This window comes from Streptomyces sp. NPDC060031, assembly GCF_042736805.1.
Taxonomy (GTDB): Bacteria; Actinomycetota; Actinomycetes; order Streptomycetales; family Streptomycetaceae; genus Streptomyces.
Genome location: NZ_JBHWVM010000080.1, coordinates 17,621 through 37,367, shown reverse-complemented (window position 1 = coordinate 37,367; position 19,747 = coordinate 17,621). Strand labels below are relative to the sequence as shown.

Here is a 19,747-nt window from a genome sequence, read left to right as displayed (position 1 = left end):
GCGCCCGCGGGGCGCGGCCGCCCGGCCGGGACCCTCGCGCGCGCCCCCGACCTGTACGCCCTCCAAGTCCTGCGGACCTGACGGGTCCGGCGCCGCCGTCACACCTCTCCTCGAACCCCTCACCTCAGCAGAAGGAAACAGGGCACTATGGGCAGCCAGTCCAGCAGGAATGCAGACAACAACCCCCGTCAGTCGCGCATAGCCGAGATGCGCCGCGCCGACCAGTCACGCGACCGGCGCAACAAGGCCGTCGCGATCACCGTCTCGGCGGCCGTCGTCGCCGGGCTCATCGGCTTCGGCGCGTGGGTGATGATCGACCAGCAGGACAAGAAGGACGCCGAGGCGGCGGCCCGCAAGGCCCCGGTCAACGGCGAGCAGACCTGGGACGCCAAGAAGCTGGGCCGCAACCACGTCGAGACCCCCGTGAAGTACGAGATGAACCCGCCCGTCGGCGGGGACCACAGCCCCCGCTGGATGAACTGCAACGGCGACGTCTACAAGAACCCGATCCCCGAGGTGAACGCCGTGCACTCGATGGAGCACGGCGCGGTCTGGGTGACGTACAACGAGAAGGCCGCCAAGGCCGACCTCGACAAGCTCGCCGAGACGGTGGGCAAGACCCCGTACACGCTGATGAGCCCGGACAAGGAGCAGGCCGGCGCGATCATGCTCAGCGCCTGGGGCAAGCAGCTGACCGTGGACAACGCGGCGGACCCCCGCGTCGCGCAGTTCTTCACCCGGTACGTGCAGGGCCAGCAGACCCCCGAGCCGGGCGCGGCCTGCACGAACGGGCTGGCCGAGAAGTGAGCCGTACGTACTGGGCCGCGGGCGCGGCCGTCGGCGCCGCGCTGCTGTTCGCCGTGGGGGCCACGGTCGCCACCGCGAGCGGCGGCGACAGCGGCGCGGGTGGTTCCGGTACGTCGTCCCGTGCGCCGGGGCTCTACTCGCCGGACGCCGGCTTCGCCCGGGACATGGCGGTGCACCACCAGCAGGCGGTGGAGATGTCCTTCGTCGTGCGCGACCGCACCAAGGACGAGGCGGTGCGCGGCCTCGCGTACGACATCGCCAACACCCAGGCCAACCAGCGCGGCATGCTGCTGGGCTGGCTGGACCTGTGGGGGCTGCCGAAGGTGCTGGCCGACGAGCCGCCGATGTCCTGGATGGGGACCGGGGGCGAGCACGCCGGACACGGGGACGGGCACGGTGACGGGCACGGGAGCGGTGGCGGCACCGGGGCGCAGGGCGCCAAGCCCGGCGCGCTGATGCCCGGCATGGCCACCAAGGAGGAGCTCGCGCGGCTCGCCACCCTGGACGGCCGGGAGGCGGAGGTGTTCTACCTCCAGCTGATGAGCGACCACCACAAGGGCGGCGTCGCCATGGCCCAGGGCTGCGCGACCCAGTGCGAGACCCCGCCGGAGCGGGCGCTGGCGCAGGGCATGGTGGCGGCGCAGCAGTCGGAGCTCACCCTGATGGCCGACATGCTGACGCAGCGCGGGGCGGCGCCGCGCGCCTGACCTGGCCGGACACCCCGGAACACGCCCGTACGGTCACCGGTGACGGTCACCCGTACGGGCGTGCGTTCGCCCGTCTGGAGTCGCGTGCGCCGAATGGCGCAACGACGATGGAGGCGCCGGGGCCGGCGCAACCGCGCCCGGTCGCCACGGCGCGCTCAGGAGGTTGACGCGATGACCACCGCCGGAGACATCATGCACCCCGGGGCCCAGTGGATCCCCGCCACCGAGACCCTGGACCGGGCCGCTCAGCTGATGAGCCGGCTCAATGTGGGCGCACTGCCCATCAGCGACTCCACCGAACGGCTCTGCGGCATCCTGACCGACCGCGACATCGTGGTGGGCTGTGTGGCCAAGGGCCACGACCCGTCGAAGATCACGGCCGGCGATATGGCCAAGGGCACCCCGCGCTGGATCGACGCGGACGCGGGCGTGGACGAGGTGCTGGAGGAGATGCAGAGCCACCAGATCCGCAGGCTCCCGGTGATCAAGGACAAGCGGCTGGTCGGCATGATCAGCGAGTCGGACCTGGCCCGGCACCTCTCGGAGGAACAGATAGCGGGCTGGGCCGAGAAGGTCTACGCGAAGGGCTGACCCCGCCCCGGCCCCTCGCCAGGCGGAGCTGCTTCGAGGACCGCCCGTGCCACCTGGTGCGGGCGGTCCAGCATGACCAGGTGCCCCGCGGGCTCGGCGACCTCGAAGCGGGCGCCGAGCAGGCCGGCCAGGTCGCCCTGGCGGGCGAGCCAGCGCAGGGCGGAGCCGCGCGCGGAGCCGTCGTATCCGGCGAGGACGGTGGCGGGGGCCGTCAGCGGGTGGGTCCGGCGCAGGGCCAGCACCTCGGCGGCCACGTCGAGGTAGCGGGAGTTCTCCAGCAGGGCGCCGCGCCAGACCCGGCCGGTGCGGTAGCAGCGGCGTACGAGGTCCCGCGCGGCCGGGTCGGCGCCGCCGGTGCGGGAGAGTCGTACGGTGGCCCGCCGGGCCAGTGGTCCCAGCGCGGCCGGCAGTCCGGCGGCGGTCAGTGCCCGGCCGGCCGCGCGGGCGGCCCCGGTGCGCAGCCCTGCGGGCAGCAGGACGCGCGGGGCCTCCTCCACGCTGCCGTCGACCAGCACCACGGCGGCGGTGCGCTCCGGGTACAGGCGGGCGAAGGCCTCGGCGTGGAACCCGGCGATGGAGTGCCCGGCCACGGTCACCGGGCCGGGCAGGCCCAGCGCGTCCAGCAGCCCGGCGATCCGGTCGGCCTCCCCGGCGGCGCTCGGCGCCACGGCGGCCGGGCCGCTCAGGCCGTGTCCGGGGCGGTCGAAGCGGACGACGGTACGGCCCTCGGCGGCGAGCAGCGCCGCGACGCGGTCCCAGTCGAACCAGGCCATGGCGAGCCCGGCACTGAGCACGGCCACCGGCCCCCGGCCCTCGACGACCACGTGCAGCGGGACCCCGCCCACCCGGACGAAGCCGTCCTCGGGCGTCACGTACGGCGCTCCTTGTGCACGGAGTACGCGAGCAGCGCCAGCCACAACGCCACGAACAGCACCTGGAGCCGTTGCCCGGCGCCCAGCGCCCAGGTGCCGCGCCCGGCGGTGAACAGTGCGATGGCGGACAGGGTCCAGGCGGTGGCGAGCAGTTCGAGGGCGACGAGCGCGGGGCCGTAGCGGGCGAGCGGGGCGAACCAGCCGTAGCGGCGGGCGGCGACCGTGAGGGCCACTATCCCGACGAGCGCGCCGGTCATGGCGAGGCTGCTGCTGACGGCATGGGCCTGGTGGGTGGCGGGGACCAGACCGGCGGTCTCCCGGGCCGCGCATTCGGGGTCCGCGGTGGGCGTGCAGCTCAGCGGCAGCCAGGCGTCGGCGGCGGTGGCCGCGCCGAAGAGGGTGACGCCGGCCCAGCCGGCGACGGCCCAGGGGCGGCGGGACTCGGGGCGCCGGACCAGTCTCAGCAGGGCCAGCGCGCCGCCGAGGAAGGCGAGGAGTCCGGCGGTGAAGTCGGTGGCCCGGAAGAGGCCGCCGAGCGGCTGGTCCTGGGCGGCGAGCTCACTGACGTACGTCTCGATGGGGTTGAGGCCGGTGGAGAACACGACTTCGAGCACCCACGCGGTGTAGGCGGCGGCGCCGAGGCCGATGAGGACGGCGACCGGGGCACTGCCGCCGCGCGAGGTGATGGACACAGTGGACATAGTGTGACTAATCCTAAACACGGCGGGGCCGGTCCTACGATTGGATACCCACCCCGGGTAGGGTTTGCCGTATGAAGCGCCCTGCCCTGCGTACCGAGCGACGAGCCGTCCGGTGGCCCCGGCCGCTGCTGCTCGCCGCTCTGTTGCTGGGCATCGTGACCATGCACACGCTGGGTCATCCGGCGCGGGGGCACGCCATGGAGGACGCGCCCGCGGGCCATTTCGTTGCCCGGACCGCCGCGCACGCGCCGGACCACGACGGGGGTGCTTCCGGCACCCCGGCCGCCGTCGCGGACCACACAGCCGCCGGGGCGCTCCTGTCCGGCACCGGCCTCGGCCTCGGCACCGGCACCGGCACCGGCACCGGCACCGGCATGGACCCCATGTCGGTCTGTCTCGCCGTACTGGCCGCGCTCACCCTGCTGGTCCTCGGAGCCGGACTGGCCGGCCCGCGCCGTGCCGCGCCGCTCGGGGGCGCGGCCCGCGCGCCGGGCCGGTCCGGCGGCCCCGACCCGCCGCCGCCCCGCGAACTCCTCACCCGGCTGGCGGTGCTGCGCGTATAGGACGGGCCCCGCTGTCGCCCCCGCATGCCCGCGGGGCGGCGGCAGACGGCGCCCACCTGCCCGCACCACACAGCCACGAGGTGCTCCACCATGCGCTCGTTCCGCGCTCCCCACACCCCGCCCGCCCCGCCCGCTCTCCCCGCCCGCCGCGCCGTCCTCGGCGCCGCCGCGGCCTTCGCCGGCTCCGGGCTGCTCGCCGCGTGCTCCGGCGGCTCCGGCGGCTCCGGCATGGCCGGCATGGACCACGGCTCCGGGGACCACGGCGGGGCCCCCGCCGCGCCCGGCGGCTACGTCGACCCGGCCGGCCCCGAGGTACGGGCCGCCGAGGCCGCCCGCCGGGCCACCGGCCCGCTCACCGAGGCCCGGCTCACGGCCACCGCCACCGCGCTCGACCTCGGCGGCGGCCTCTCCGTGCGCTCGTGGGCGTACGGGGACAGGCTCCCCGGCCAGGAGGTACGGGTCACCGCGGGCGGGACCCTCGCCCTGACCCTGGCCAACCACCTCCCCGAGCCCACCTCCCTGCACTGGCACGGCCTGGCGCTGCGCAACGACATGGACGGGGCCCCGGGGCTGACCCGGCCGGACATCGCCCCGGGTGGCTCCTTCACGTACCGCTTCGCCGTCCCGCACCCGGGGACGTACTGGTTCCACCCGCACTCCGGGGTCCAGCAGGACCGCGGGCTGTACGCCCCGCTGATCGTCGAGGACCCGAAGGAGCCGCTCTCCTACGACAAGGAGTGGGTGGTGGTCCTGGACGACTGGCTCGACGGGGTCGACGGCTCCACCCCGGACGCCGTGCTCGCCGAGCTCCGCAAGGGCATGGGCGCGGGCACGAGTACGGGTTCGGGTGCGGGCACGGGCGGTCACGCCGGGCACGGCTCCCGCTCCGCGCCCGCCCCGGGCGCCGGCGGCCCCTCGCGCGCCCTCATGGGCGCGGACAGCGACGTCCTCGGCAAGGACGCGGGCGACGTCGCCCACCCCCACTACCTCGTCAACGGCCGGACCCCCGAGGACCCTTCGGTCTTCACCGCGCGCCCCGGCGAGCGGATCCGGCTGCGGATCGTCAACGCGGGCGGGGACACCGCCTTCCGCATCGCGCTGGGCGGCCACGAGCTGACGGTCACCCACACCGACGGCTACCCGGTGGAGCACGTCACCACCCGCTCCCTGCTCCTGGGCATGGGCGAGCGGTACGACGTCCTGGTCACCGCCGGGGACGGGGTGTTCCCGCTCACCGCGCTCGCGGAGGGCAAGGGCCGCTCGGCGCTCGCGCTGCTGCGCACCGGTTCGGGTACGGCGCCCACCGCCGCGACCCGGCCCGCCGAGCTGTCCGGGCGGCCGCTGACTGCGGAGGGGTTGAAGGCCGCCGAACCGGTGGCGCTCACCCAGCGCGAGCCGGACCGTACGGTGAGGATCAGACTCACCGGCGGGATGGCCGCGTACGACTGGGCCTTCGACGGCAAGCCGTACGCGGCGGACCGGCGGCTCGCGGTGAAGGCGGGCGAGCGGGTCCGGCTGGAGTTCACCAACTCCACGGCGATGTGGCACCCGTTGCACCTGCACGGGCACACCTTCGCCCTCGGCGCGGGGGCCGGCGGCGCCCGCAAGGACACCGCGGTGATCCTGCCGAACGGGGCCCTGACGGTGGACTTCGACGCCGACAACCCCGGGCTGTGGATGCTGCACTGCCACAACGTGTACCACTCCGCGGCCGGAATGATGACGGTCCTCGGCTACCAGCGCTAGCGCGCGACGACCGGTCCGGCGCGGCGCGGCGCGCGCCGGGCCGGAAACCGCGGGCGGGCACGCGCCGTGACATGACAGGGTGGTGATCATCACGCACCCGCACCACCTGACACACGAGGACTCCGCCCGGTATGAGCACCCCGCCGAACCCGCCCAGCACCCCGCCCGGACCACGGGCGGACCCTGCGGGCGCCCCCGCCCCCGAGACGCCTTCCATACCGGCCCCGGCGGACTCCCCCTCGCTCGAAAAGCCGACGGCCCAGGCGGCCGGGCCCGCGCCGGAACCGGCACCGGCCGCCGGGCCCCCGACCACCGCCACTCCGGAGCCCGCGCCCGCCCCGGATCCGGCCCCGTTCGCCCCCGTGGCCCCCGCCCCTCCGGCCGACCCGTACGCGACCCCCGCCGCCCCCGCCGCCCCCGGCGGCGCCTGGCCCCCGCCCGGGCCCGACTGGGCCGGGGCGCCGTACGGCTACCCGGCGCCGCAGAACACCAACGGCCTGGCCGTCGCCGCGCTGGTGCTCGGGCTCCTGGGCCTGGCCATCGGCCCGATCCCCGTCGTCTTCTGGTTCGGCGGCCTCCTGGCCGTCATCGGCATCGGCATCGGCATCGGAGCCGTCGTCCGCTCCCGCTCCGGCGCCCCGCGCGGCACGATGGCCGTCGTCGGCACCGGCCTCGCCGTCCTCGGGCTCGGCGCATCGGTCGGCGGCTACTTCCTCACCGGCGCCGTCTTCGACCGGATCGACCGGCGCCTCGACCGCGAGTACCGGCAGGGCATCGAGGAGTACGAGGACCACCCCGGGCTGCCGACCACCAGGCCGGCTCCGAGGCCGTCGCCGTCGCCCTCCCAGGTCCCCGGCCTGACCAGCGCACTGCCGTTCGGCGAGACGTTCACGTATCCCGACGGCGTCAAGGTGAGCCTGTCGAAGCCGGAGAAGTACGTCACGAAGAACCAGTACGCGAAGGTCGGCAACGCGGTGCAGACGACCGTCACGATCACCAACGACTCGCCCCGGACCATCAACGTGATCTACGCCCTGCCCAACCTCCGCGCCGCCGACGGCATGACCGCGAAGCCCGTCTTCGACGGCAGCGTGCCGAAGATGATCAGCGGTGACATCCTGCCGGGCGCGTCGGCCAGCGGGGTCGTCGCCTTCGAGGTCCCCGAGGGCACCGAGGAGGTCACCGCGGACATCACTCCCGGCGGCCTGCTGCCCGCCGTGAAGTACACGGGCGCGATCGGCTGACCCCTGGCTGCCCCGAAGCGTCCCGAACTGCCGCACCGAAAGGGCCGGGACCCAGGACATCGCGTCAGAAAGACGATTAGACTGCTCCCGTGCCTCAACTTCGCCTCGCGCTGAATCAGATCGACTCGCACGTCGGCAACATCGCCGCGAACGCCGACTCGGTCGTCCACTGGACCCGGCACTCCGCCGAGCAGGGCGCCCACCTGGTGGCGTTCCCGGAGATGATGCTGACCGGGTACCCCGTCGAGGACCTCGCCCTGCGCGGCTCCTTCGTCGACGCATCCCGGGCCGCGCTGCGCGAGCTCGCGCGGCGGCTGGCGGCCGAGGGGTTCGGCGAGCTGCCGGTCGTCGTCGGCTACCTCGACCGCACCGAGAAGGCCGCGCCCCGGCTCGGCCGCCCGGCCGGCTCCCCCGAGAACGCGGCCGCCGTGCTGCACCGCGGCGAAGTCGTGCTGCGCTTCGCCAAGCACCACCTCCCCAACTACGGCGTGTTCGACGAGTTCCGCTACTTCGTACCCGGCAACACCCAGCCGGTCATCCGGGTGCGCGGCGTGGACGTGGCCCTGGCCATCTGCGAGGACCTCTGGCAGGAGGGCGGGCGGGTGCCCGCCACCCGCTCCGCCGGAGCCGGGCTGCTGATCTCGATCAACGCCTCCCCGTACGAGCGCAACAAGGACGACCTGCGCCTGGAACTGGTCCGCAAGCGCGCCCAGGAGGCCGGCTGCACCCTCGCCTACCTGGCGATGATCGGCGGCCAGGACGAGCTGGTCTTCGACGGCGACTCGATCGTGGTCGACGGCTCCGGCGGGGTCATCGCGCGCGCGCCGCAGTTCTCCGAGGGCTGCGTCCTCGTGGACCTGGACCTGCCGGGCGCCTGCGCCGACGCCCCCGGGGGCACCGTCGACGACGGGCTGCGCATCGACCGGGTGATCCTCTCCGAGGAGCCGGTGGAGCCGTACGAGCCGGTCGTGACCGGCGGCTACGCCGACCGCCTCGACGACGACGAGGAGGTCTATGACGCGCTGGTCGTGGGGCTGCGCGCGTACGTCCGGAAGAACGGGTTCCGCTCGGTCCTGATCGGACTCTCCGGCGGCATCGACTCCGCGCTCGTCGCCGCCATCGCCTGCGACGCGATCGGCGCGCAGAACGTGTACGGCATCTCGATGCCCTCGAAGTACTCCTCGGACCACTCCAAGGGCGATGCGGCCGACCTCGCCGAGCGGACCGGCCTGAACTTCCGGACCGTGCCGATCGAGCCGATGTTCGACGCGTACATGGGCTCGCTGGGCCTGACCGGTCTGGCCGAGGAGAACCTCCAGTCCCGGCTACGCGGCACCATGCTGATGGCGCTGTCCAACCAGGAGGGCCACATCGTGCTGGCCCCGGGCAACAAGTCGGAGCTGGCCGTCGGCTACTCCACCCTGTACGGCGATTCCGTGGGCGCGTACGGACCGATCAAGGACGTCTACAAGTCGGACGTCTTCCGCCTGGCCGAGTACCGCAACCGGGCGGCGGCCGAGCGCGGCGAGACCCCGCCGATCCCCGAGAACTCGATCGTCAAGCCCCCGAGCGCCGAGCTGCGCCCGGGCCAGGTGGACACGGACTCACTGCCGGACTACCCCGTCCTGGACGCGATCCTGGCGATGTACGTGGACCGCGACCAGGGGCTGGAGTCGATCGTCGCGGCCGGCTTCGACCCCGAGCTGGTCGCGAAGACCCTGCGCATGGTGGACACGGCGGAGTACAAGCGCCGCCAGTACCCGCCGGGCACGAAGATCTCCGCGAAGGGCTTCGGCAAGGACCGCCGCCTGCCGATCACGAACGGCTGGCGCGAGCGGGCGTAACGCCCCCCGCCTCGGCCCCTGCCTACGGCTTGACCGTGAGGCGGGCCGCGACCGGGAGGTGGTCGCTGCCCGTGCGGGGCAGGGTCCAGGAGGCTTCCGGCTTGATGCCGCGGACCATGATCTGGTCGATGCGGGCCATCGGGAACTGCGCGGGCCAGCTGAAGCCGAAGCCGTCGCCCGCCGCGCCCTGGGTCGAGCGCATCTGCGAGGTGACCTCGGACAGCGCGCGGTCGTTCATGGTGCCGTTGAGGTCGCCGAGCAGCAGAACCTTCTTCAGCGGTTCGGCGGCCAGCGCGGCGCCCAGCGCGTCGGCGCTGTTGTCGCGCTGGTTGGCGGTGAAGCCGGCGTTCAGCTTGACCCGTACCGAGGGCAGGTGGGCCACGAAGGTGGCGACCTGGCCGTGCGGGGTGGCGACGGTGGCGCGCATGGCCCGGGTCCAGCCCATCCGGATGTCGACCGGCTGGCTGGCGGTCAGCGGGAACCTGCTCCACAGGCCGACCGTGCCCTCGACCGAGTGGTACTTGTACGTGGCCGCCAGGGCCTTCTCGTAGACGGGGACGGCGCTGCCCTTGAGCTCGGTCAGGGCCAGGATGTCGGCGCCGGACCTGCCGATCGATTCGGCGGTGCCGCGCGGGTCGGTGTTGTCGGCGTCGACGTTGTGCGTGGCTACCGTGAGGTTGCCGCCGGAGCCGGACTTGTCGGTGACCAGGCCGCCGAAGAGGTTCACCCAGACGGCGGCCGTCAGCAGTATCGCGATCAGCGCGGTGGCGGACTTGCGGATCACGGCGGCGACCAGCAGGACCGGGACGGCCAGGCCCAGCCAGGGCAGGAAGGTCTCGGTGAGGCTGCCGAGGTTGCCCACGTCGTTGGGCAGATCGGCGTGGAAGATCATGACGAGCGAGAGCAGCGCGGCGAGGCCCGTCAGCACGAGCCCGCGGCGCCAGATGCCCCGGTCGCGCTTCAGTTCGGCCAGTCGGCGCCGGAACGGGGATCCGGAGGGCTCGGGCTCCGAGCCGCCGTTCCCCGCTTCCGTCATGTACGCCTGTGCCATGCCCTGCCCTCACTGCCGTGCTCGCGCTCCGTTCCCGCCCCTTGACCCTAGGCGATGAGCGGAGCCTTCCGTGCCGTTTGTCCCGGCCGTACGTCCGGGAGGACGAACGGCCATGCGGATGCAGTTCCGCTTGTCACGAAACGCGCACATTTCCTCGCGCAGCCCTGGGGCGGGCCAGGAGTGTGACGAACCGGTCCTCGCGGCACTTCCGCCCCGGGCCGGACGAGTGCCACCATGGTGGGTGAGTCCGGGGACGCCGTGAGGGCGCCTCGAGATGACACAAGGAGCAGTTGCAATGACGCCTGCCGTTTCGCCTGCCCGCGAAGCCTCCCCCACCCTGTACGGAGGCTCGGGCACCCGGCGCATCACCGTCCGCGACCTCACCCTCGCCAAGGAGCGCGGCGAGAAGTGGCCCATGCTCACCGCCTACGACGCGATGACCGCGTCGGTCTTCGACGAGGCCGGCATCCCGGTCATGCTCGTCGGCGACTCGATGGGCAACTGTCACCTCGGCTACGAGACCACCGTCCCGGTCACGATGGACGAGATGACCCTGCTGTCGGCGGCCGTCGTACGGGGCACCAGCCGGGCCCTGATCATCGGTGACCTGCCGTTCGGCTCGTACCAGGAAGGCCCCGTCCAGGCGCTGCGCAGCGCCACCCGCCTCGTCAAGGAGGCCGGGGTCGGGGCGGTCAAGCTGGAGGGCGGCGAGCGCTCGCTGGCCCAGACCGAGCTGATCGTGCAGTCCGGCATCCCCGTCATGTCCCACCTGGGCCTGACCCCGCAGTCCGTGAACGCCATGGGCTACCGGGTGCAGGGCCGCGGCGACGAGGCCGCGCACCAGCTGTTGCGCGATGCCAAGGCGGCGCAGGACGCGGGCGCCTTCGCGGTGGTGCTGGAGCTGGTGCCGGCCGAGCTGGCCGCCGAGGTCACCCGGTCCCTGCACATTCCGACGGTCGGCATCGGCGCGGGCTCGGAGTGCGACGCGCAGGTGCTGGTGTGGACGGACATGATGGGGCTGACCAGCGGGAAGCTGCCGCGCTTCGTCAAGCAGTACGCGAACATCCGCAAGACCATGGGCGACGCGGCGAAGGCCTTCGCCGAGGACGTGGTCGGCGGAACGTTCCCGCAGGAAGAGCACGCCTTCCACTGATCCGGTGAGTGGCTCGGACAGCCCGCCGACCCCTGTGGCCGGCGGGCTGTCCGCTGCCCGTCGGCCGGCTGTCGGTCGGCTGTCGGTCATTTGTCGGCGGGTTGTCAGTGACGGCTGGTCCCATGGTGGACATGACGCGAAACGACAAGAACCCCAATGCCGTTGAGGTGCGGGGGCTGGTCAAGCACTACGGCGAGACCAAGGCCCTCGACGGTGTCGACCTCGATGTCCGCGAGGGCACCGTCCTCGGGGTCCTCGGGCCCAACGGCGCCGGCAAGACCACCCTCGTGCGCTGCCTGTCCACCCTGGTGATCCCGGACGCCGGCACGGCCACCGTCGCCGGGTACGACGTGGTCCGCCAGCCGCGGCAGCTGCGCCGCACCATAGGCCTGACCGGCCAGTACGCCTCGGTCGACGAGAAGCTCTCCGGCTGGGAGAACCTCTACATGATCGGCCGGCTGCTCGACCTGTCCCGCAAGGACGCCCGGTCGCGCGCCGACGAGCTGCTGGAGCGGTTCTCCCTCACCGAAGCCGCGAAGAAGGCCGCGATGCACTACTCCGGCGGCATGCGCCGCCGGCTCGACCTGGCCGCATCCATGATCGGCCGCCCGGCGGTGCTCTACCTGGACGAGCCGACCACCGGCCTGGACCCCCGTACCCGCAACGAGGTGTGGGACGAGGTGCAGCGGATGGTCGCCGAGGGGGCCACCGTCCTGCTCACCACCCAGTACATGGAGGAGGCCGAGCAGCTCGCGAGCGAGCTGACGGTCATCGACCGCGGCAAGGTCATCGCCAGCGGCAAGGTCGACGAGCTGAAGGCCCGGGTCGGCGGCCGGACCCTGAAGATCCGCCCCGCCGACTCCCGCGACCTGCCGGGCATGGCCCGCTCCCTGGCGGAGGCCGGGCTGGACGGGGTCGCCGGTTCCCAGGCGGTGCCGGACGAGGGCGTCCTGCTGGTGCCGATCCTGAGCGACGAGCAGCTGACCGCCGTGGTGGGCCTGCTGGCCGCCCGCGGGTACGCGATCGCCGACCTCGGCACCTACCTGCCCAGCCTCGACGAGGTGTTCCTGTCCATCACCGGCCAGAAGCCCTCCGTAGAGGACTCCATCCCCACCGAGCGGACCGAGGAGGTCGCGGCATGAGCACCGTAACCACGACGAAGCCCGACACCGCGGCCCCTGCGGCGGGGGTCCACCCTGTCGGCGAGGGCCGGATCGGCCTGCGGGCCAACCTGCGGCACATCGGCGCGCTGGTGCGCCGCAACACCCTGCAGATCAAGCAGGACCCGGAGTCGATGTTCGACGTCCTGTTCATGCCGATCATCTTCACGCTGCTGTTCGTGTTCGTCTTCGGCGGCGCCGTCGCCGGCAAGGGGAACCAGGGCGAGTACGTCAGCTACCTGGTTCCGGGCCTCATGGCCATGATGGGCATGAACATCGCCATGGCGGTGGGCACCGGTGTCAACGACGACTTCAAGAAGGGCGTGATGGACCGCTTCCGGTCCATGCCGATCGCCCGGTCGTCCGTCCTGCTGGCCAAGATCGTCGTCGAGGTCGGTCGGATGCTGGTCGCCATCGCGATCCTGCTCTGTGTCGGCTTCATACTCGGCCTGTCGATCCAGGGCTCCGTGCTGGACCTGTTCTTCTCCATCGGCCTGTCGGTCGTCTTCGGCGCATCCCTGATGTGGATCTTCATCCTGCTCGGTCTCACCATGAAGACCGCGCAGGCCGTCCAGGGCATGGCGATGCTGGTCCTGATGCCGCTGCAGTTCGGCAGCTCGATCTTCGCCAAGCCGTCCACGATGCCGGGCTGGCTGCAGAACTTCACGGACTACAACCCTCTGTCGAACCTGGCCGACGCGGCCCGCGCCCTGATCAACGGGACGCCGGTCGGGAACTCCGTGTGGATGACGCTGGCCTGGTCCGTTGCCATCACGGCGGTCACCATGCCGCTCGCGGTACGGAAGTTCCGCCAGAAGACCTGATCCGGGACGGTCCGCTCCGGATCGCGTCCCGGGACGGGCCCCGCACGGGGGGCCGGGTCAGATGAGGGCGGTGGCCTCCTCCAGGGTGAGGCCGCCGCCTTCGGCGTGCGCCGCCTCGTACACGGCATCACCGAGCGCCGTCCGGGCCAGTTCCTCGGCCCGGGCGACGTCCTCGCGTTCCGTGATCACCTTGTAGTGCCCGGGCGGCAGGTGGACCTCGTAGGCGCCGATCAGCCGCGCGGCCGTCCGCGCCTGTTCCGGGCCGCCGAGCGAGGCGCGGGCGACGGCCGCCGACAGCAGGTGCAGGGCCGGCATCTGCTGGGCGACCATCAGCGTCAGCGGGTCCTGGACGGTGGCCGAGGCCTCCCTGATCTGCGCCAGCGCCTCCTCGTACCTGCCGTCCCGGTTCTCCAGCCAGGCCAGCGTGGCGAGCAGGAAGGCGTCGAACACGGAGTACGCGCCGAAGGCGAACTCCTCGCGCAGCGCCTTGATGTGGAGGCGGGCCTCGGGGATGCGGCCGCTGCGGCCGAGGATGCCGGCGAGGAACATCCGCGCGGCGGGCATGGCCTCGTTGCCGTACTGCGCCACCGTGCCGACGATCTCCGTGAGGATCTCCTCGGCCTCTTCGTACCCGCCGCTCTCCGCCAGTGTCCCGGCCATCCGCACCCGCAACACCGTCACCTGGGCCTTCGCGCCGAGGCGTTCGGCGTGCTCGATCGCCGCCCGGTAGTCCTGGGCGGCCAGGCCGTACCGGCCGCGCTTCTCGTGGGCCTCGGCGCGCGCGGAGAGCGCCTCGGCGCAGCCCCAGTCGTCGCCGATCTCCCGGAAGGCGGCCAGGCTCTCGTCCGCGTCGCGGGCGGCGTCGCCGGCCCAGTCGGCGCGGTTGGCGAGGATGTTGGCGCGGAGCTGGAGGGCCGAGGCGAGTTCCCAGCGGTAGCCGAGCGCGCGGGCCGTGTCGACGGTGTCGTCCACGACGCGCTGGAGCAGCCCGGGGTCACCGGCGATCATGACGGCGTAGATCCACAGCGCGGCGGGGGTCCGGCAGGTCTGCGGGAGCCCCGGGCCGTAGGTGGCGAGGATGCCGTCGACCTGGGCCCGGACCTCCGGGGTGTTCCAGTTGTCGCTGTTCTGGTCGCGGGCGGCCAGCCGGATCATCTGCACACCGCGCCAGGCCTCGGTGAGCTGCTCGCCGCTGTAGGGCGGGGGCGAGGCGACGAGCGGCTCGTGGACGGGCTCGGCGGGGACGAACGGCGGCGCGAAGGGGTCGGGCCCCAGGGTCGCGGCCGCGTTGGACCAGTGGCGGGACTCCACGCGCAGGTCGTGCATCTGCCAGTACCAGACGAGCGAGTGGACCAGGCACAGCACTTCGCCCACGTCGCGGGCGGCGACGGCGTGCCGCAGGGCCGTACGCAGGTTCTCGTACTCGGTGGCGAGCCGGTCGGCGGCAGCGCGCTGGCCGTGGCCGCGGAGCAACGGCTCGGTGGTACGGGCCAGTTCCCGGTAGTGCACGAGGTGGCGGCGCTCGGTGGCGGCGCGGTCGCCGGGGGCCTCGTCGAGGCGGGCGGCGGCGTACTCGGCGACGGTCTCCAGCAGCCGGTAGCGCATGCCGGTGCCGTCGGGGTCCGGGGTGGCGACGACGAGGGACTTGTCGACGAGGGAGCCGAGCACGTCGGCGACCTCCCAGGCCTCCGGGTGGCCCTGCGCGCAGACGGCCTCGGCGGCCGCGAGGTCGCAGCCGCCCGCGAAGGCGGACAGCCGGCGCAGTACGGCCCGTTCGGGTTCGTCGAGCAGGTCCCAGGACCAGTCGACGACGGCGCGCAGGGTCTGCTGGCGGGGCAGGACGGTACGGGCGCCGCCGGTCAGGAGGCGGAAGCGGTCGTCGAGCCGGTCGGCGATCTGGCGCGGGGTGAGCAGGCGCAGCCGGGCGGCCGCCAGCTCGATCGCCAGGGGCAGTCCGTCGAGGCGGCGGCAGATCTCCGCGGCGGCGGCCGGGTCGTCGTCCACGGCGAACCCGGGGCGGGCGGCGGCCCCGCGGTCGGCGAGGAGCCGCAGCGCGACCGGGTCGGGCAGCGGTTCCACCGGGCGCAGCGACTCCCCGGGTACGCCGAGGGGTTCGCGGCTGGTGGCCAGGATCTGCACGCCGGGGCAGTGGGTGAGGAGGCGTTCGGCGAGCTCGGCGGCGGCGCCGATGACGTGCTCGCAGTTGTCGAGCAGCAGCAGGAGGCGGCGGCGCGCGCAGTGTTCGGCGAGCCGGTCGAGCGGCTCGTCCCCGCTCCGGTCGGTCAGTGCCCGCAGCTCCTCGGCGGAGGCGCCGCGCAGCTTGGTCTCGCGCGCGCCGAGCGCGGCGAGCGCCGCCTCGGCGACGTCCTCGGGATCGTCGACGGGGGCCAGCTCTACGAGCCACACCCCGTCGGGCCAGCGGTCGGGGACGTGGGCTTGGGCGGCGTGGGCCTCGGCGGCCTCCTGGGAGAGGCGGGTCTTGCCGGCTCCGCCGGGGCCGAGCAGGGTGACGAGCCGGGCCCGCGCCAGGTCGTCGCCGATGACCCGGATGTCCTCCTCGCGTCCGACGAACGTGGTCAGGCGGGCCCGCAGGTTGCCCTGCCCGGGCGGTACGGGGGCGGGGGCCGTCGCCTTCGGAGCCGGGAGCGGGGCCGGGGCTGCGGGCGCGGGGGCCAGGAGCTGCGCGTGCAGCGCGCGCAGTGCGGGTCCCGGGTCGGTGCCCAGGCGGTCGGCGAGGTCGCGCCGGACCTCCTCGTACGCGGCCAGCGCCTCCGCCGGGCGGCCCGCGTCCCGCAGCGCGCGGATGCGCAGGGCCTGCAGGGGTTCGTCCCGCGGCTGCTGCGCGCACAGCGCGGCCAGCTCCGGCAGGGCCGGTTCCGCCTCGCCCAGGGCCAGGGCCGCCTCCAGACGGCCCCGGCGCGCGTCCATCCGTACGGCCTCCCAGCGCGCGGCCTCCGCCGCCGGGTCGGGCAGGGACGCCAGCGCCGGGCCGCGCCACAGCGCGAGGGCCTCGTCGTAGCGGGCGGCGGAGCGGGCCGGGTCCGGCTCGGCGGCGGCGGAGCGGGCGAGGCTCTCGAAGCGGTACAGGTCGATGTCCTCCCGGGCGGCGGCCAGGACGTACCCGCCCTCCTCGGAACGCACCGCCGCGTGCCCCAGTGCCCGGCGCAGCCGCGCCACCAGCGCCTGGAGCGCGGCCACGCCGTCGGCCGGCGGATCCCCGTCCCACACCTGGTCGACCAGCAGCGGCGCCGGCACCGCGCGCCCCGGACGCAGGGCGAGCGCGGTCAGGAGCGCGCGCAGGCGCGCTCCTCCGACGGCGACGGGGGTGCCGTCGTCGCGGATGGCCTGGGCAGTGCCGAGAATCACGTAGCGCACCGGCCCATTGTCCCCGGCCCCGGACCCCGTCCGGCCCCGCGCCCGGGATAGGTTTCGCGGCATGGGTCACCAGGGCAGCCGCGGCGAGCGGCAGATCAGTTCCGTATTCCTCGGCATCGCCGCCGTCATGGCGGTCACCGGGTGGGCCGTGTGGACGGGTTACTCGACGAGCACGGGGCTCGCCGTCTTCCTCTTCGTCACCTCGGCGTGGATCGTCTCGCTGTGCCTGCACGAGTACGCGCACGCCCGCACCGCACTGCACAGCGGTGACCTGTCGGTCGGCGCCAAGGGCTACCTGACGCTGAATCCGCTGAAGTACACGCACGCGCTGCTCAGCATCGTCCTGCCGGTGCTCTTCGTGATCATGGGCGGGCTGGGCCTGCCCGGCGGCGCGGTCTACATCGAGCGGGACCGGATCCAGGGCCGCTGGAAGCACAGCCTCATCTCGGCGGCGGGCCCGCTGACGAACGTCGCCTTCGCGGTGGTGTGCACGGCCCCGTTCTGGCTGCACGCCCTGGACGGGGTCCCGGCGCCGTTCCGCTTCGCGCTCGCCTTCCTCGCGCTGCTCCAGGTCTCGGCGGCGATCCTGAACTTCCTGCCGGTGCCGGGCCTGGACGGCTACGGCGTCATAGAGCCGTGGCTCTCGTACCGGGTCCGGCGCGAGGTGGCGCCGCTGGCCCCCTTCGGCCTGATCGCCGTGTTCGCGCTGCTGTGGATCCCGGAGGTCAACGCGTACTTCTTCGACGCGGTGAACGGCATCCTGTCCGCGCTGGGCGTGAGCGACCTGGAGACGTACTGCGGCCGCGACCTCTACCGCTTCTGGCAGGACACCAACGGCTTCTGCGCGGTCCCGGCGGCCTAACCCGCGCTGCGGGCGGCCCCGGCCGCCTTCTGCGCCTTGGCCTTGCGCAGGTAGAACCACGCCATGTTGGACGTCACGCCCGCCATGAGCACCCAGACGATCCCCAGGAAGCTGCCCTCCACGAAGGCGACCACGGCGGCGGCGGTGGCGAGGACGCAGACGGCGATGGCGAACACGGCAAGGCGCGGCATGGAAGGAACTCCTCGGGGGCACTGGAACGGGTCGAGCTCCTCCAGTGTCCCCCATGCCCCGCAGTGCCGCCGTAAAGGATTCGGCCCGGCGGTTTTCCCTCTTCGCCTGATCTCACCGGGGCGCCCCGTCACGGTTCCGCCGGGGGCGTGCCGCCCCTTTCGTGCGCCGGAACGACAGCCCGGCGCACTCGGTCCAAAACTCGACGACCTGCGGATGCCGGTCGCGGACCGCTCCGGCGAACCGCTCGTCGGCTTCTCCGTCGACGACGCGAGCGTGGAGACGGCGTTATCTTCGGCGGGGCTGAGCCCGTCCCGCCGGTCCGGCCCGCCGAGCGGCCGGACCGGACGGGTCAGACAGGTCAGACAGGTCAGACGTCCGTGATGCGCAGGCCGGCGTGGGCCTTGTAGCGCCGGTTGGTGGAGATCAGGTTGGCGACGAGGGATTCGACCTGGTGGGCGTTGCGCAGGCGGCCGGCGAAGACGCCGCGCATGCCCGGGATGCGGGCGGCCAGGGCCTGGACCAGGTCGGTGTCGGCGCGGGATTCGCCGAGGACCATCACGTCGGTGTCGATCTCGTCGATCGACTCGTCCTGGAGCAGGACCGCCGACAGGTGGTGGAAGGCCGCCGTCACGCGGGAGTCCGGGAGGAGGGCTGCGGCCTGCTGGGCCGCGCTGCCCTCTTCGACCTGGAGGGCGTACGCACCCTGCTTGTCGAAGCCCAGCGGGTTGACGCAGTCCACCACGAGCTTGCCCGCGAGGTCATCGCGCAGCGCTTCCAGGGTCTTGGCGTGGCCCTCCCACGGCACCGCGACGATGACGATGTCGCTGCGGCGCGCGCACTCGGCGTTGTCCGCGCCCTCCACGCCGAGGCCCAGTTCGTCCGCGGCGCTCTGCGCGCGGTCGGCGGCGCGGGAGCCGATGATCACCTTCTGGCCGGCCCGGGCGAGCCGGTAGGCGAGGCCCCGGCCCTGGTCGCCGGTACCGCCGAGGACGCCGACGACGAGGCCGGAGACGTCCGGCAGGTCCCACGGATCCTTGGCCGGCGCCTTGGCGGGGGGCTGCTGCGTGCTGTCTGTGGAGGTCATGGGGGCGAGAGTACTGCCGAGTACCGCACAGTCGAAGAGCGGGGAACCGCTCCCTTATGTCCGTTGCATGGTGCAGGATGCCGGTATGGATGCGGTGAGGGTCGCGCTGCTGCGCGAGGTGCTGGCCGGTACCGAGTGGCCGGGCGCCGCGCGGCGTTTCGCCGGCTCGCTGCGGCGTTCCGTCGTGCCGTCCGGCGGGAGTCTGCTGCTCGTCGGCACCCCGCAGTACGAGCCCTGGCACCTGGCGGCGCACCTGGTGGACGAAGCCGCCTGGTCGGGACTGCCCGAGCTGGCGCCCACGCTCGTACGCCACCGGGTGCTGCCGGGGGCGCCGCCGCACCTGTCGGTCGGGCTGAGCAGGCTGGAGGCGGCCCGGCGCGGGCACACCCTGCTGGTGGTGGCTCCGCAGCGGCCCGGGGAGGGTCTGCTCCAGCGGGTCCACGACGCCCGCCGCGCGGGGGCGACCGTACTGTCACTGGACGGCGGGGATCCGGATCTGGGGACGCTCGCGCACGACGCGCTGTCGGTACCGGAGGGCTCCGCCGAGCTGGACCTGGACACGGTGCAGCACCTGGTCAGCGCGGCGGCCGGGGAGAACGGCCTGCCGGCGCAGCGCGGGCCGCGCGGGCTGCGGGACCGGCTGGCACGGCTGGCCGATCAGCTGACCGCGCCGCCGCCCAGCCGCTGGTAGCCGGGGCCGCCGCCCCCGCCACGGCCGCGGACGCGGACCGCTAGGGCGCGGCGCCCTCGTCTTCCTCGCGGGACTTGTCGTTCCACTTGGGGTCGTTCTGCCATTCGAGGTTGCGCTCCTGCGCCGTCTCCATGGCGTGCGCCGCCTCCGCGGGCGTCTCGTACGGGCCGAAGCGGTCCTTGGCGGGGCACTCGGGCCCCTCCTCGACCTTCTTGTGGACCAGGCAGTAGTACCACTCGCCCGCTTTGCCCACCTGTCGCTTCTTGAACAGGGCCATCGC

At 73.6% G+C, this 19,747-nt stretch carries 19 protein-coding genes; 12 read left to right on the top strand and 7 right to left on the bottom strand.

Annotated elements, in window-relative coordinates:
- Positions 1-147 precede the first annotated feature (147 nt).
- The 3 genes from ACFWB8_RS28585 (at position 148) to ACFWB8_RS28575 (ending at position 2,105) form a co-directional block, all read left to right on the top strand.
- Positions 148-807 carry a DUF3105 domain-containing protein gene (locus ACFWB8_RS28585; protein WP_385233173.1) on the top strand — a complete coding sequence of 220 codons (660 nt, stop codon included), beginning with the start codon at positions 148-150 and terminating at the stop codon, positions 805-807.
- A complete protein-coding gene (locus ACFWB8_RS28580) occupies positions 804-1,514 on the top strand; it encodes a DUF305 domain-containing protein (RefSeq protein ID WP_385233170.1) in 711 nt (236 codons plus the stop codon). The genes ACFWB8_RS28585 and ACFWB8_RS28580 overlap by 4 nt, the downstream gene beginning before the upstream one ends.
- 171 nt (positions 1,515-1,685) lie before the next feature.
- Positions 1,686-2,105, top strand: a complete 420-nt coding sequence (locus tag ACFWB8_RS28575; RefSeq protein ID WP_385233167.1) for a CBS domain-containing protein — start codon at positions 1,686-1,688, stop codon at positions 2,103-2,105.
- Here the strand turns inward: ACFWB8_RS28575 and ACFWB8_RS28570 are convergent.
- Positions 2,090-2,977 (bottom strand): alpha/beta fold hydrolase, encoded by an 888-nt coding sequence (locus ACFWB8_RS28570; protein WP_385233164.1) that lies wholly within the window; start codon positions 2,975-2,977, stop codon positions 2,090-2,092. The genes ACFWB8_RS28575 and ACFWB8_RS28570 overlap by 16 nt on opposite strands.
- A complete protein-coding gene (locus ACFWB8_RS28565; RefSeq protein WP_385233161.1) occupies positions 2,974-3,678 on the bottom strand; it encodes a DUF998 domain-containing protein in 705 nt (234 codons plus the stop codon). Before ACFWB8_RS28565 ends, ACFWB8_RS28570 begins: the two co-directional genes overlap by 4 nt.
- A gap of 71 nt (positions 3,679-3,749) precedes the next feature.
- Between ACFWB8_RS28565 and ACFWB8_RS28560 the strand changes: the two genes are divergently transcribed.
- The 4 genes from ACFWB8_RS28560 (at position 3,750) to ACFWB8_RS28545 (ending at position 9,075) form a co-directional block, all read left to right on the top strand.
- Positions 3,750-4,241, top strand: a complete 492-nt coding sequence (locus tag ACFWB8_RS28560) for a hypothetical protein (RefSeq protein ID WP_385233158.1) — start codon at positions 3,750-3,752, stop codon at positions 4,239-4,241.
- Positions 4,242-4,331: 90 nt separating this feature from the next.
- Positions 4,332-5,987, top strand: a complete 1,656-nt coding sequence (locus ACFWB8_RS28555) for a multicopper oxidase family protein (RefSeq protein ID WP_385233155.1) — start codon at positions 4,332-4,334, stop codon at positions 5,985-5,987.
- 131 nt (positions 5,988-6,118) lie between these two features.
- On the top strand, positions 6,119-7,231 hold the full coding sequence (locus tag ACFWB8_RS28550; RefSeq protein ID WP_385233152.1) for a DUF4352 domain-containing protein: 1,113 nt from the start codon (positions 6,119-6,121) through the stop codon (positions 7,229-7,231).
- Positions 7,232-7,320: 89 nt separating this feature from the next.
- Positions 7,321-9,075, top strand: a complete 1,755-nt coding sequence (locus ACFWB8_RS28545; RefSeq protein ID WP_385233149.1) for an NAD+ synthase — start codon at positions 7,321-7,323, stop codon at positions 9,073-9,075.
- 22 nt (positions 9,076-9,097) lie between these two features.
- Here the strand turns inward: ACFWB8_RS28545 and ACFWB8_RS28540 are convergent, their stop codons facing one another.
- Positions 9,098-10,126: an endonuclease/exonuclease/phosphatase family protein gene (locus tag ACFWB8_RS28540; protein ID WP_385233146.1), complete on the bottom strand. Its 1,029-nt coding sequence runs from the start codon at positions 10,124-10,126 to the stop codon at positions 9,098-9,100.
- Positions 10,127-10,421: 295 nt separating this feature from the next.
- On the opposite strand from ACFWB8_RS28540, the gene panB reads away from it, so the two are divergent.
- From panB to ACFWB8_RS28525, 3 genes are all read left to right on the top strand, one after another.
- A complete protein-coding gene (panB, locus tag ACFWB8_RS28535) occupies positions 10,422-11,279 on the top strand; it encodes a 3-methyl-2-oxobutanoate hydroxymethyltransferase (protein WP_385233143.1) in 858 nt (285 codons plus the stop codon).
- 122 nt (positions 11,280-11,401) lie between these two features.
- Complete coding sequence (locus ACFWB8_RS28530; protein WP_385233140.1) at positions 11,402-12,421, top strand: ATP-binding cassette domain-containing protein; 1,020 nt, start codon at positions 11,402-11,404, stop codon at positions 12,419-12,421.
- Positions 12,418-13,263, top strand: coding sequence for an ABC transporter permease (locus ACFWB8_RS28525; RefSeq protein WP_385233137.1), 846 nt, complete (start codon positions 12,418-12,420; stop codon positions 13,261-13,263). Before ACFWB8_RS28530 ends, ACFWB8_RS28525 begins: the two co-directional genes overlap by 4 nt.
- A gap of 57 nt (positions 13,264-13,320) precedes the next feature.
- Here ACFWB8_RS28525 and ACFWB8_RS28520 read toward each other — a convergent pair whose 3' ends face one another.
- A complete protein-coding gene (locus tag ACFWB8_RS28520) occupies positions 13,321-16,638 on the bottom strand; it encodes an ATP-binding protein (RefSeq protein ID WP_385233134.1) in 3,318 nt (1,105 codons plus the stop codon).
- A gap of 61 nt (positions 16,639-16,699) precedes the next feature.
- Between ACFWB8_RS28520 and ACFWB8_RS28515 the strand changes: the two genes are divergently transcribed.
- Positions 16,700-17,500, top strand: a complete 801-nt coding sequence (locus tag ACFWB8_RS28515) for a site-2 protease family protein (RefSeq protein WP_385233131.1) — start codon at positions 16,700-16,702, stop codon at positions 17,498-17,500.
- On the opposite strand, the gene ACFWB8_RS28510 is transcribed toward ACFWB8_RS28515, so the two are convergent.
- A complete protein-coding gene (locus ACFWB8_RS28510) occupies positions 17,497-17,691 on the bottom strand; it encodes a hypothetical protein (protein WP_385233129.1) in 195 nt (64 codons plus the stop codon). The two genes, ACFWB8_RS28515 and ACFWB8_RS28510, sit on opposite strands and share 4 nt — an antisense overlap.
- A 368-nt stretch (positions 17,692-18,059) precedes the next feature.
- Positions 18,060-18,776, bottom strand: coding sequence for an NADPH-dependent F420 reductase (gene npdG, locus ACFWB8_RS28505; protein WP_385233126.1), 717 nt, complete (start codon positions 18,774-18,776; stop codon positions 18,060-18,062).
- Positions 18,777-18,861: 85 nt separating this feature from the next.
- Here npdG and ACFWB8_RS28500 point away from each other — a divergent pair, with 85 nt between their 5' ends.
- Complete coding sequence (locus ACFWB8_RS28500) at positions 18,862-19,467, top strand: hypothetical protein (protein WP_385233123.1); 606 nt, start codon at positions 18,862-18,864, stop codon at positions 19,465-19,467.
- A gap of 40 nt (positions 19,468-19,507) precedes the next feature.
- On the opposite strand, the gene ACFWB8_RS28495 is transcribed toward ACFWB8_RS28500, so the two are convergent.
- Positions 19,508-19,744: a hypothetical protein gene (locus ACFWB8_RS28495; RefSeq protein ID WP_385233176.1), complete on the bottom strand. Its 237-nt coding sequence runs from the start codon at positions 19,742-19,744 to the stop codon at positions 19,508-19,510.
- Positions 19,745-19,747 lie beyond the last annotated feature (3 nt).